The organism is Amycolatopsis sp. DSM 110486 (assembly GCF_019468465.1).
Classification (GTDB): domain Bacteria; phylum Actinomycetota; class Actinomycetes; order Mycobacteriales; family Pseudonocardiaceae; genus Amycolatopsis.
This window is the reverse complement of record NZ_CP080519.1, coordinates 2,803,725-2,816,142: the sequence shown is the minus strand read 5'-3', so window position 1 is coordinate 2,816,142 and position 12,418 is coordinate 2,803,725. Positions and strand designations below refer to the sequence as shown.

The 12,418-nt window shown below is 70.5% G+C and carries 11 protein-coding genes; 6 read left to right on the top strand and 5 right to left on the bottom strand.

Going from position 1 to position 12,418, the window contains the following annotated elements:
- Positions 1-113: 113 nt before the first annotated feature.
- The 3 genes from K1T34_RS13750 to K1T34_RS13745 all read right to left on the bottom strand — a co-directional run bounded on the left by K1T34_RS13750 (position 114) and on the right by K1T34_RS13745 (position 2,351).
- Positions 114-959: a DUF72 domain-containing protein gene (locus tag K1T34_RS13750; protein ID WP_220244654.1), complete on the bottom strand. Its 846-nt coding sequence runs from the start codon at positions 957-959 to the stop codon at positions 114-116.
- A gap of 217 nt (positions 960-1,176) precedes the next feature.
- Positions 1,177-1,302: a hypothetical protein gene (locus K1T34_RS53290; protein ID WP_255638493.1), complete on the bottom strand. Its 126-nt coding sequence runs from the start codon at positions 1,300-1,302 to the stop codon at positions 1,177-1,179.
- A 287-nt stretch (positions 1,303-1,589) separates the two neighbouring features.
- Positions 1,590-2,351 (bottom strand): DUF4253 domain-containing protein, encoded by a 762-nt coding sequence (locus tag K1T34_RS13745; RefSeq protein WP_220244653.1) that lies wholly within the window; start codon positions 2,349-2,351, stop codon positions 1,590-1,592.
- Positions 2,352-3,011: 660 nt separating this feature from the next.
- Between K1T34_RS13745 and K1T34_RS13740 the strand changes: the two genes are divergently transcribed.
- On the top strand, positions 3,012-3,458 hold the full coding sequence (locus tag K1T34_RS13740) for a nitroreductase family deazaflavin-dependent oxidoreductase (protein ID WP_220244652.1): 447 nt from the start codon (positions 3,012-3,014) through the stop codon (positions 3,456-3,458).
- On the opposite strand, the gene K1T34_RS13735 is transcribed toward K1T34_RS13740, so the two are convergent.
- The gene (locus K1T34_RS13735; protein WP_220244651.1) at positions 3,459-5,105 is read right to left on the bottom strand and encodes a DNA repair helicase XPB; all 1,647 of its coding nucleotides are present in this window, start codon (positions 5,103-5,105) and stop codon (positions 3,459-3,461) included.
- A gap of 89 nt (positions 5,106-5,194) precedes the next feature.
- On the opposite strand from K1T34_RS13735, the gene K1T34_RS13730 reads away from it, so the two are divergent.
- The gene (locus tag K1T34_RS13730; protein WP_220244650.1) at positions 5,195-5,833 is read left to right on the top strand and encodes a hypothetical protein; all 639 of its coding nucleotides are present in this window, start codon (positions 5,195-5,197) and stop codon (positions 5,831-5,833) included.
- 104 nt (positions 5,834-5,937) lie between these two features.
- A complete protein-coding gene (locus K1T34_RS13725) occupies positions 5,938-6,903 on the top strand; it encodes an IS481 family transposase (protein ID WP_220244649.1) in 966 nt (321 codons plus the stop codon).
- A gap of 13 nt (positions 6,904-6,916) precedes the next feature.
- Here K1T34_RS13725 and K1T34_RS13720 read toward each other — a convergent pair whose 3' ends face one another.
- Positions 6,917-7,882, bottom strand: a complete 966-nt coding sequence (locus K1T34_RS13720; RefSeq protein ID WP_220244648.1) for an ABC transporter substrate-binding protein — start codon at positions 7,880-7,882, stop codon at positions 6,917-6,919.
- A 197-nt stretch (positions 7,883-8,079) separates the two neighbouring features.
- On the opposite strand from K1T34_RS13720, the gene K1T34_RS13715 reads away from it, so the two are divergent.
- The 3 genes from K1T34_RS13715 (at position 8,080) to K1T34_RS13705 (ending at position 12,394) form a co-directional block, all read left to right on the top strand.
- Positions 8,080-10,896 (top strand): nitrate- and nitrite sensing domain-containing protein, encoded by a 2,817-nt coding sequence (locus tag K1T34_RS13715; protein WP_220244647.1) that lies wholly within the window; start codon positions 8,080-8,082, stop codon positions 10,894-10,896.
- 15 nt (positions 10,897-10,911) lie between these two features.
- Positions 10,912-11,589 carry a copper homeostasis protein CutC gene (locus K1T34_RS13710; protein WP_220244646.1) on the top strand — a complete coding sequence of 226 codons (678 nt, stop codon included), beginning with the start codon at positions 10,912-10,914 and terminating at the stop codon, positions 11,587-11,589.
- Positions 11,590-11,656: 67 nt separating this feature from the next.
- Positions 11,657-12,394 (top strand): hypothetical protein, encoded by a 738-nt coding sequence (locus tag K1T34_RS13705; protein ID WP_220244645.1) that lies wholly within the window; start codon positions 11,657-11,659, stop codon positions 12,392-12,394.
- Positions 12,395-12,418: the final 24 nt, after the last annotated feature.

Here is a 12,418-nt window from a genome sequence, read left to right as displayed (position 1 = left end):
GGCAAGTTGCCAGGGGCACGTGGTGCGGTGGTCTGCGTGCCGACCCCCAGAGACAGCAGGCAGACCACCTGCACCCGTACGCCTTAGCCAACCGGATGGCGCTCACTGTGCGCTCACTGTGCCGGTGGCGGCTTGAGGTGCAGGAGGTTCGAGAGGGTGATGGCGTTGCGGGGAGCTTCGACTTTGACGTCGTTGTCGAAGTAGACGTGGACGTCGCGGTGGCCGTCGGCGTGCCAGGCGGTGATCTTGGTGGCCCAGGTGCGCAGGGCGGATTCGGTGTAGCCGCTGGTGTAGAGCTCGACGTCGCCGTGGAGGCGGATGTAGGTGAAGTTCGTGGTCTGGTCCTCGCGGTACGGCCAGCGGCCGGCGGTGTCGGCGACGACGAGGGCGACGTCGTTTTCTCGGAGCAGGCCGAGGGCTTCCGGGGTGACGAAGCTGGGGTGGCGGACTTCGAGCGCGTGCCGGATGGGCCGGTTCTTGCCGGGTTCGAGGTGGGGTGGGGTCTTGAGCTTGTCGTCGTGCTTCGCGCCGAGCGCGGCGGCTTCGGTGGTGGTGCGGGGCAGCAGACCGAGGAAGGTCTCGACGCGGTCGGGGTCGAACTCGAGCCGTGCGGGCAGTTGCCACAGGACCGGGCCCAGTTTTTCGCCGAGCGCGAGCACGCCGGACGCGAAGAAGTTGGCGACGGCAGGTTCGACGTCACGCAGCCGCTTGAGGTGCGTGATGAAGCGCCCGCCCTTCACGGCGAACACGAAATCGGCCGGGGTCTGGTCGGCCCAGGCGGTGTAGCGGTCGGGGGTCTGCAGTGAGTAGAACGACCCGTTGAGCTCCACGGAGTTCAGCCGCCGCGACAGGTACTCCAGCTCGCGGCGCTGCGGCAGCCCCTCGGGGTAGAACTCGCGGCGCCACGGCGGGTACCGCCACCCCGACGTCCCGATCCGAATCCCGGCGATCTCCCTCACCGCCCTTCTCCGCGGCGTGATTCCCCTCGGCAGATTCCGGTAAACCCGCCCGCGCAACCGCCGCCCGGACACCCGCACCGGACTTCGGGACAACCGACCCAACCGAGAGGACATCTGTCTCACGTCCTGTCTTGCTCAGTGTGGTGGAGAGTGCGGTGGACTGCCTCGCCCCGCCGCCGTGCAGGCAGCTCGCGGTGAGGTGGGCTGCTGCGGGGGATCACGGTGTGGCGCTATGGCCGGAGTTGCCCGGCCGGGTGCGGAACCCGGCCGCGAGGACCTTCGGACGCCGGTCGCCCAGGGCCGCGGCATTGGCCGGGCCCGCGCGCGCCCGGCGGACGGCCACGCCCGGCACCGCTGGCGATGGGCCTGCCCAGGCGGCTCGTCGGCTGGAGGTGGGTGCGTCGACCGGGCTCGGGGATCGGGAGGCCCGCCGGTGTGGGCTGGTGATGGGCGTGCCCGGGCGGCTCGTCGGCTGGAGCTGGGTGCGCCCGCTGAACTCGGGGATCGGGAGGCCGGCTGGCGCGGCTCGTGATGGGGGCGGCGAGCTGCTCTGGGCGGCTCGCCGGCTGAAGGTGGGTGCGCCGGCTGGGCTCGGGGGCCGGGAGGCCTGCCGGCGCGGGTGGGGTGGCGTCAGGCCCACGAGAAGGTCCATAGGCGGGTCTGCACGAGGCCGCTGGCGTACTCGCGGAGGGTGCCGGGCTGGGAGAGGTACGTGGGGAGGCTGAAGGCTCGGTGCTCGGCCGCGACGGTGAGGGCGCGGGCCTGCGTGCGCGGCGGGGCGGAGACGGACAGCGTGAGGGAGTCGAAGCCCAGGGAGAGCAGGGTGGCGCCGAAGCGGTCTTCCCAGCTGCGCAGGACGGCCGAGAGCTCCGCGACCTGGTCGGTGGACTTGATCATGCCCGTCCAGCCGAGGAGGGCGGGGATGTCGGCCGGGCGGTCGGTCTGGACCAGGCCGAGGCGGTGGGCGCTGCGGTTGGCCAGGATGGAGCCGGTGTTGCCCGCCTCGGCGAGGGGGTCGGCGCGGCGGTGCGAGCGGCGCGCGAGGCCGGGGAAGCGGGTGCCGAAGGGGCGCAGGCACGCGCCGTCGCAGCACGAGGTGTCCCACCAGCGCGCGAGGGCGTCGGCGGGGTCCACGGAGTCGACCCGGTGGCCCGCCGGAGTGAGGCGGCCGCGGTCGTCGAGCCAGTCTTCTCCGCGCGCGGCGAACCGCTGGTCGTGCGGGATGAGCACGGGCCAGAGCCCGGAGCGCTCGAACTCCGCGACGCACTCCAGGTACCGGTGCGGCCGCGCGAGCGGCTCCTCGGACACCCAGATGCGCCCGTGCCACCGCCCGGGCGGCAAGGTCTGGACCGGCGGTGCCCCGAGGCCGGGGCGGAACGGTGCGATCGTCATGAGCTTCCCCTCGAACTGGTGTTCGGTCCTGCTTGTCGAACAGTAGTTCGAGGGACCGACAATTTCCAGGGAGAGTTTCGCTCATCCGTTCGAGTGAATATGGAAAGTTGCAGGTTAGGGCGGATTACGCGGGGCTGCTGTGACGGATGAGGTCACTGCGGCAGATGGGTGATGCGAAAGTTCGCTGCGCACGGGCGACTGGGCGCTGTGAGGCACCGCAGGGGCGACGGGGTGGTAGCGCGTTCATCGCGGGCGGGGTGCGCGATGGCGAGCGGTGCGGGACATGGCGGATGGGATGCGCGGCGGTGGGCAGGGCCGGGCCGGCCATGGTGCGTGGGGGCGACCGCAGGCAAGTCGCGGAGTGGCACCAGTCCGGTGAGGGGCGCTCCGATCTTCGATTGCCACCGCGGTCCGGGCTCGGCTTCCAAGCCCAAGCCCAAGCCCAAGCCCAAGCCGAGCCAGCACCCACGCCATCCGCCCAGACCAACCGGACCGCAAGCGCGAACCCAACCCACAGGTCAGCGCGATACCCGATCACCACGAGCGAAGAACCGGTAATTTCCCGTCCAGCCGATGTCGAGAACCCGCCACCGGCTCCGTCTCCCGGGCACGAGCGGCCGCCGGGGCCGTCACCGCAGAGCACCAGAAAGGACCACCACCATGGCCGTCGCCGAGGACATCGACCGCGCTACCGACTCGAAGTGGGACTGGGTGGCCGAGCAGACGCGCAAGTACGTGAGCTCGGGCGGCCAGGAGGGGCACGAGCAGAACGGCGTCTACACCCTCATCCTCGCCACCACCGGCCGCAAGACCGGCGAGCCCCGCCGCACCTGCCTGATCTACGGCACGCAGGGCGAGGACTTCGTCGTGGTCGCCTCCAAGGGCGGGGACGACGACCACCCGGCCTGGTTCAAGAACCTCGAGGCCGAGCCGAGCGTCGGTGTGCAGGTCGGCGCGCGGAGGTTCGACGCGCGCGCCCGGATCGCCGGCAACCAAGAGCGCGAGGCGCTCTGGCCGAAGATGGCCGAGATCTTCCCGCTGTACAACGAATACGCGCAGAAGACCGAGCGCGTCATCCCGATCGTCCTGCTCACGCCGAACCGGTGACTACAGCGGCCGGCGCAGGTCCTCCGCATCCACGATGTGGTACGCGTACCCCTGCTCCGCCAAGAACCGTTGCCGGTGCGCCGCGTACTCGGTGTCCACTGTGTCCCGGGAAACGATCGAATAGAAGTGCGCCTGCCGTCCGTCGCCCTTGGGGCGCAGCAGCCGGCCGAGCCGCTGCGCCTCTTCCTGCCGGGAGCCGAAGGTGCCCGAGATCTGGATGGCCACCGACGCTTCCGGCAGGTCGATGGAGAAGTTCGCCACCTTCGACACCACGAGGGTCCGCAGCTCACCGCGGCGGAAGCGGTCGAACAGCTCCTCCCGCTCCTTGTTGCGCGTCGACCCCTGGATCACGGGCGCGTCCAGCTCCGCGCCCAGCATCTCCAGCTGGTCCAGGTACGCCCCGATCACCAGGGTGGGCTCGCCGGCGTGACGCTCCACAATGGACTCGATCACGGGCATTTTCGTCATCGCCGTCGCTGCGAGCTTGTACCGCTCGTCCGGCTCCGAAGTCGCGTACGCGAGCCGCTCGGCGTCGGTCAGGGTCACGCGGACCTCGGTGCACTCCGCGGGCGCGATCCACCCCTGCGCCTCGATGTCCCGCCACGGAACGTCGTAGCGCTTGGGTCCGATCAGCGAAAAGACATCACCCTCACGGCCGTCCTCGCGCACCAGGGTCGCCGTCAAACCCAGGCGACGCCGTGACTGCAGATCCGCCGTCATGCGGAACACGGGCGCCGGCAACAGGTGGACCTCGTCGTACACAACGAGGCCCCAGTCCCGCGAGTCGAACAGCTCCAGGTGCCGGTACTCGCCCCTGGTCTTGCGTGTCACGACCTGGTACGTCGCGATCGTGACCGGGCGGATCTCCTTCTTCTCACCGGAGTACTCGCCGATCTCGTCCTCGGTCAGCGACGTGCGCGCCACCAGTTCGCGCTTCCACTGCCGCCCCGCGACGGTGTTGGTCACCAGGATCAGCGTGGTCGCCTTGGCGTGCGCCATGGCCGCCGCGCCCACCAGCGTTTTGCCCGCGCCACAAGGCAGAACCACCACGCCCGAGCCGCCGGCCCAGAAGGCCTCCGCCGCCTGGCGCTGGTAGTCGCGCAGGTGCCAGTCCTGCTCGTCGAGATCAATGGGGTGCGCTTCGCCGTCCACGTAACCCGCGAGATCCTCCGCGGGCCAGCCGACCTTCAGCAGCGCCTGCTTGAGCCGCCCGCGTTCGGACGGGTGCACGAGCACCGTGTCCTCGTCGATGCGCGCGCCGAGCATCGGGTTGATCTTCTTGTGCCGCGACACCTCTTCCAGCACCGCGCGGTCGGTGGTCGACATCACCAGGCCGTGGGCCGGGTCGTTGGTGATCTGCAGCCGCCCGAAGCGGCCCATCACGTCGACCACGTCGATCAGCAGCGGCTGCGGCACGGGGAAGCGCGAGTAGGTGGTGAGCGCGTCCACCACCTGCTCCGCGTCGTGGCCGGCGGCGCGCGCGTTCCACAACGCCAGTGGCGTGATGCGGTACGTGTGCACGTGCTCGGGCGCGCGTTCCAGCTCGGCGAACGGCGCGATGGCGATCCGCGCGTCGTTGGCCTGAGGGTTGTCGACCTCGAGCAGCACGGTCTTGTCGGACTGGACGATCAGGGGGCCATCAGTCACCCGTCCTTTATACGTTCCCCCGAGCCGTCCCCTCCCGTCGCGGCCGTCAGGGTGCCAAGATGATCGGCAGGAAAAGCTGGAGGGGACCTTTGACCACACCACCGTTCGGCGTGCCGTCGGCCGCCAACCCGTTCCAGCCGCCGGGCGCGATGCCGCCTCGGCCTGGCGCGCCCCGAGCGCTCTCGAGCACCGCGAAGGTGCTGGTCGCAGCAGGAATCGTGGTGGCGCTCGGCGTGGGCGTGCTCGCCGCGTTCGGCGTGGCCGCGATCGCCCGCTCGTCGGGCACGCCGGTGGCTGGCAGCTGCCTGTATCTCTCCGACGAGAGCGTCGGCACGCAGAGTTACCACGGCGTGAGCTGCTCCGAGCAGCGCGCCACCTACCGCGTCGACGACGTCGAAAACGGCACCTCGAGCTGCCACGGCAGCGACTACGTGCGCTTCCAGCTCTTCCGCGGCACCAGCAGCTCCAGCAGCTCGAGCCGCACCAGCGCGCCGCGCGAGACGCTGTGCCTGGCACTCAACGTCTCGTCCGGCGACTGCCTGCGCGACGTCGACGACGAGGCCGAGATCAGCAAGGTCACCTGCAGCGACCCCGACGCCGAGGCCCGCGCGGTCGTCCACCAGGGCAGCAGTGACGAGGACTCCTGCGGCGCCGCCGACACCGCCCTCGTCTACGCCGGCCCGCCCGAGCGCACGGTCTGCCTGCAGCCCGCCGGCGAGAACATCTAGGTGTATTTGGCCAGGACGTTGGTAGCGGAAGGTTCTGGTTGACGTGGGGAGAGCCTCCGGTTGAGGTGTGGCTTGTCTAGGACCCACGTCAACCGGAGGCTCTCGTGTCTCACCGTAACGCCCGGACCACGTTCCTCGGCAGGTTGCTGATCGTCCAACGTCACCACGCGGGCTGGCCCCAAGCCCACATCGCCGCCGCGATGGGTATCTCCCGTAAATGCGTGAAGACCTGGCTGGAGCGTTACGCCACCGAAGGCGAACCCGGGCTGCGGGACCGATCCTCACGCCCACACACCTCTCCCCGGCAAACCTCCAGCGAGCTCGAACAGCAGATCATCACCTTGCGGCAGCGGGAACGCCGCGGCCCGGCCTGGCTAGGCCACGAACTCGGTGTCCCGACACGGACGGTGTCACGGGTGCTGGCCCGCCACCAGATCCCGCGGCTGGCCGCATTGGACCCGATCACCGGACTGGTGATCCGGGCCAGCAAGACCACCGCCGTGCGCTACGAACGCGACCGGCCCGGCGAGCTGGTCCACATGGACGTCAAGAAGATCGGCCGCATCCCCGACGGCGGCGGCTGGCGAGCCCACGGCCGGGCCCAGCGGGAAGCCACCCGCGACCGCAGCACCAAGATCGGATACGACTACGTCCACTCCCTGGTCGATGACCACTCCCGCCTGGCCTACTCCGAGATCCTCCCGGACGAGAAAGGGCCAACCTGCGCCGGCTTCCTCGACCGGGCGATCACCTACTTCGCCGGCCACGGCATCACCCGCATCGAGCGGCTGATGACCGACAACGCCTGGGCCTACCGCTGGTCCCTGCGCCAGGTCTGCGCCGAGCACAACATCCGGCAGAAGTTCATCAAACCCCACTGCCCCTGGCAGAACGGCAAAGTCGAGCGCCTCAACCGCACCCTGCAAACCGAATGGGCCTACCGCCAGGCCTTCACCAGCAACACCGACCGCACCGCAGCCCTTGCACCCTGGCTCGAGCACTACAACACTCAACGCCGCCACAGCGCACTCGGCGGACACCCACCCACCAGCCGACTGCCACCAACCTAATGGCCAAATACATCTAGGGCTGGTCCTCCTCCGGCAGCATCGCCTGCACGTCGAGCCGGCTCGGAAGCAGGCCCGAGGTGTGCATGAGGTCGGCCACGCGCTGCAGCCGGATGCCCGACAGGGTGGTCGGGTAGGTGCCCAGCGAGACCAGCGCCGCCGTGGTCGGGTCGATGTCGGAGAACGTGGGCAGCGCGTCGCGGACGATCGCCGGGTCGGCGGCCGTCTGCTGCGCCTGCATGAGCACGCGCCGGAAGACGGCCAGCGTGCGCGGGTTGTCGCGTGCGAACGCGCCGGTCGTCGCGTAGCCCGAAGCCGGGAAGTCGAGGGTGGCGCCACTGGACCCGTCGGCGAGGATCTGCGCGCCGAGCTCCTTCTCCGCCCGGGTGATGTACGGCTCCACCATCAGCGCCGCGTCGGCGTCGCCGGCCTGCAGCGAGTCGGGCATCCGGTCGAACGGCTCGGGCACGAAGTGGATCTTCGCCGCGTCGACGCCGGCAGTCGCGAGCACGGAACGAGCGGTGAGCGCGCCGATGTCGTCGAGGTCGTCCACGGCGATCTTCGGCGACTTCTTCGCCGTCGGCTCGGTGTAGTCGGAGTTCGGCAGCGTCACCAGCGCGATCGTGTTGTTGCCCGACGTGTACGCCTCGCCTTGCAGCTGCAACGCGGTTCCGGCGTTGGCGGCGCGGAAGAGAGACACGTCGCTGGCGAACGTCACGTCCAGCTGCCCGGAGCTGAGTTTCGCCAGGCCGTCCTGGGTCCCGAGGTCCACGAGCGTCACGTTCAGCCCGGCCTCGCGGAACTTCCCGGCGGCCGCCGCGATGCGCAGCGGCGCGGTGTCGATCGGCCCGCCGACGCCCACGCGCAGAGTGGTCCGCTCCAATGGCGCCGGCGCCGCCGCGTCACCGGAATCGAACAGCGAGCAGCCGCTGATGGCCAGCAAGACCGCCACCAGCGGCAACACCAGTGCACGCACGTTCATCCGCTCTCACCTACCGGGAGAATCTCGGCATCACGCTGGATCGTATGGGCCGCTGCCCATACGATCCCCGACAGGGCCGTGACCCCGCCAGTGCGGCTTCCCGATCCGATCGAGCCAAGTTACTGCCGAGTAGACTCGATTCGGACACCCCCGATGTCGTCCGCGGATGAGGTGCCGCGGTGGAAAAGGAAGCTTAGGTGAGCCGTCGCGACCAGCGTCCCCGAACGGGCGACGCGACGGATCCCGCTGCCGCCAGACAGGTCGGGGGCCGCTGGCGCCTTCGCAACTGGCACCTGCGGACCAAGCTCTTCGTCGTCCTGCTCATCCCCGCGCTCGCCGTGATCGGGCTGGTGGGCCTGCGCGTGAGCACGGACCTGCGCGACGCCCAGCAGCTCGCCGAGTTCGCCGCCCGCGGCCGCGTGGACAGCACCGTGGCCGAGGTCCTGCACCAGCTGCAGCGCGAGCGCGACGTCACGGTGCGGTTCGTCGCCGGCAACCGCCAGGGCGCCACCACCGACCTCACGGGCCAGCGCACGCGCGTGGACCAAGCGATCGGCACGTTCGAGAAGACGCTCGTCGACAGCAAGCCGCGCCTCGACGCCGTGGCCGCCAGCAGCCTGCAGCAGAGCGACGACCGGCTGCGCGTGCTCAGCGGCCTGCGCTACTCCGCCGAACACTCCGCGTTCCCCGCCGACGCCGTGCTCCGCTCCTACAGCGAACTGATCTCCGGCCTGCTCGACATCAGCGACATGGCCGCCGCCGACGTGTCCGATCCCGATCTCGCCCGGCTTCGCCTGGCCGGCAACGCCCTCGCGCGGATCAAGGACCAGATGTCGGTCAAGCGCGCGATCATGTCCGAGGCGCTCGCCGAGGGCAGCCTCAACCGCGACCGCACGCGTGCGCTGCTGGGCGCGGAGGCCGAGCTCAACGCCGCGCGCAACGACTACCGCACCTTCGCGACGCCCGACCAGCAGCGGATGTACGACGACACGGTGATCGGCCTCGTCGTCGACATCGGCAACGACATGGTCGAGTCGGCACTGACCCGCACGGAGAACGGCCAGTCGCTGCAAGGTCTGGACCCCAACCAGTGGGACACCGCGGCCACCTACACCGTGAACCTCGCCCACCAGGTGCAGGAAGCGCTGCTCGTACAGCTCCAGGAGCAGACCGATTCGCTCGCCGCGCGCGCCCGCACGTCGACGATCTGGGACGGCGGCATCGTGCTTGCCGTGCTGCTCGTGGCCGGCATCCTGTCCGTGGTCATCGCGCGCTCGCTGCTGCGGCCCTTGCGCGTGCTGCGGCGCACGGCGCTGGACGTGGCCGACCACCGGCTGCCCGAGGCCGTGCAGCGGCTGCTGACCGATCCCGACCCGGCGCCCGAGAACCTGCGCCACCGCGCGGCCGTCGCGCCCGTGCCGGTGTTCACGCGTGAAGAGGTGGGCCAGGTCGCGCGCGCGTTCGACGCGGTCCACGGAGAGGCCGTGCGGCTGGCGGCCGAGCAGGCGATGCTGCGCGAGAACGTCAACTCGATGTTCGTCAACCTCTCCCAGCGAAGCCAAGATCTCGTCGAACGACAGCTGTCCGTGCTCGACCGCATGGAGGCCGGCGAGCAGGACCCGGACACGCTCGCGGGCCTGTTCGAGCTCGACCACCTCGCCACGCGCATGCGCCGCAACAGCGAGAACCTGCTGGTGCTCTCGGGCACTGACCTCGTGCGCGAGGACAGCGGACCGGTGGTGGCCGACGAGATCGTGGGCGCCGCACTGTCCGAAGTGGAGGATTACCAGCGCATCGAGCTCGGCTCCGCGCCGACGCTCGCGGTGCGCGGCGAGGCCGTGAACGACCTAGTGCACGTGGTGTCCGAGCTGCTGGAGAACGCCACGCGCTACTCGTCGGAACGAACCACCGTCACCGTCGAAAGCGCCGAAACCCCCGACGGTGACTGGCGCATCGAGATCACCGACCGCGGCGCCGGCATGCCGCAGGCCGAGATCGACCGCACCAACGCGCGCCTGGCCAACCCGCCGGACGTCGACGTCGAGGTCTCGCGCCGGATGGGCCTGTACGTGGTCGCGACGCTGGCTCAGCGCCACCACATCGACGTCTCGCTGCGGCTGGCCGAAGGCACCGGCATCACCGCGACGGTGCTCGTGCCCACCGAACTGATCGTCGACGCGCCGCCGCTGCCCGAGCCACCCGCACCCGCCGCCGCCGAACCCGAGCCGACGCCGGAGCTGCTGCCGCCGTTGGCTCCGCTGGTCGCCGCCTCCGCCGGACCCGCTGTCGAGGAAGAAGCCGAGGCTCCGGTGGAGGCGCCGATCGTTCCGGTGCTCGAGCCGGGTCCGCCGCGGCGCGCGCCGGTGGTGGAGAGCACGCCGCCGTGGCCGGCGCAGGAGGACCGTTCGCACCTCGATCTGGACGCGCCGACGGAACGGATGCCCGCGTACCGGGACGTGTTGTCGCGGTGGTTCGACGCGGCTGCGCCGCCGCCCGAGGGAAGGGCGCCGGCGCCGCCGGAACCGTTGCCGGTGGCGGAACCCGTGGCAGAACCGGCACCACAGCCAGAACCGGAACTCCAGCCAGAACCGGAACTCCAGCCAGAACGCGAACCCCCAGCTCCCGAACAGGCCGCACGGCACGCCCGCACCGTGCTGGAACCGGACCGCGTCGAACCGGCCTTCCCGGCCGTGCAGTTCCCGACCACCGACCCGGACGAGAGCCCGGCCCCGCCGGAGTGGCCGACCCCGGACGAGCTGGAGCAGGAGGACGGCGCCGAGGACACGTGGCCGTTCCTGCGCGTCTCCGATGTCGAGGACGCAGCCGAGGACGCAGCCGAGGACGCAGCCGAGAACGCAGTCGAAGACGGCATGCAGGCCAGCCCCGGGCAGGTGCCCGAGCAGCGGCCGATACTCTCGCTTTCCCCCGAAGCGGTGCGCGAGCGGATGACGAGCCTTCAAGGCGGGTTCAGGCGTGGCCGCCACGCACGGGGGGACGAGAACCCCACGACCTGATCGAACGGATGACCCATGAGCTCGAAGACCGCCCTGCTGGAAGTGATCGCGCTGGGTCCGGAAGACGCGCAGCGCGCTCAGGAAGGCGGGGCGGACCGGCTCGAACTGGTCGCGGACATGGCGCGGGACGGGCTCACGCCTTCGGAGCAGACCGTGCGCGACGTTCTCGCCGCCACCGACCTGCCGGTGCGCGTGATGCTGCGCGGCAGCGACGGTTTCGCCGCCGGTGACCTCGAGGCCCTGCGCGCCGACACCGCGAAGCTCCTGGCCGCCGGCGCGCGCGAGTTCGTGTTCGGCTTCCTCACCGACGACAACGAGATCGACGTCGACGCGTGCCGCTCACTGCTGAAGGAGCTCGACGGTGCGCCGTGGACCTTTCACCGCGCCATCGACCGCGCGCGCGACCCGCTCGCCGCGTTCGACGTGCTCGCCGATCTCGGCTGCGACACGGTGCTCGCGGCCGGCAGCCCGCACGGCGTCGGGAGCGGGCTTTCCGTGCTGCAGCGGCTCGCGCGGCGCACTGAAGGCCCTTCGCTGCTCGTCGGCGGTGGCCTGCGCGCGCAGCAGGTGCACCTTCTGCGCGCCGGGGGAGTGCGAGGGTTTCACGTCGGTAGCGCGGTGCGGCCCGGTGGCTGGGAGTCCCCTGTGGACGCTGGGGCGGTTCGGGAGTGGGCTGAACTCGTCAAAAGCTGAGCTAGGGTGTGCAGAAGTCTCCCGCTCGGGTGGCTTGTCCGGGCAGTACGAGCCGAAGGCGCGGGGCGTGGAGGCTAGTCAGGACGGCAGACGCGACGACACCCCGCTTTCGCGCGCCTGGCACCGGGTCAAGGACGAAGCGCACCTGCTGCACTCAACCGTCACTGTGATGGCCCTGTGCGAATCGGCCGTGGCGTGGCTCGGCGTTGCCGGGGCGAGTGTGCTGGTGAGCACCGGCCCGGGCAGCCAGGAGGTGCGGGTGGCCACCGACGACCTCGCCACCGTGCTTGCGGAGCTCGAGGTGATGGTGGGGGAGGGCCCGGTGCGCAGCGCGCGCGAGCTGCGTTCGCCGGTGCTGGTGGGTGACTTCGACGCGGCCGAACAGTCGCGCCGCTGGCCGCTGTACGCGCCGCTGGCCGTGCAGACCGGGGTGCATGCGCAGTTCGTGCTGCCGCTGCGCGTGGGGCTCGTCGACGTGGGCACGGTCGTATACCACCGAAAGGCTCCGATACCGCTGGAGCCTGTTTTGCTGGCCGACGCATTGGCCTACGCTGAACTGACGCTCCTTCTCTTGCTCGACGAGCAAGTCGGCATGGCGGGCGACGAGTCCGTGGACCTGTCACTGCGCGCGGCGCAGGTCCACCAGGCCACGGGCATGGTCGCGGCGCAGCTCGACGTCCGTCTCGACGACGCGTTCGCCGCGTTGCGGGCGAGGGCGTTCGCGGAGCAGCGCCCTCTGTCCGACCTCGCCGCCGAGGTGGTGAACAGACGATTGCGGTTCGAACGAGAAGGGGGAACTCGGTGAAACTCGCGTTCGGTGAGGTGGGAG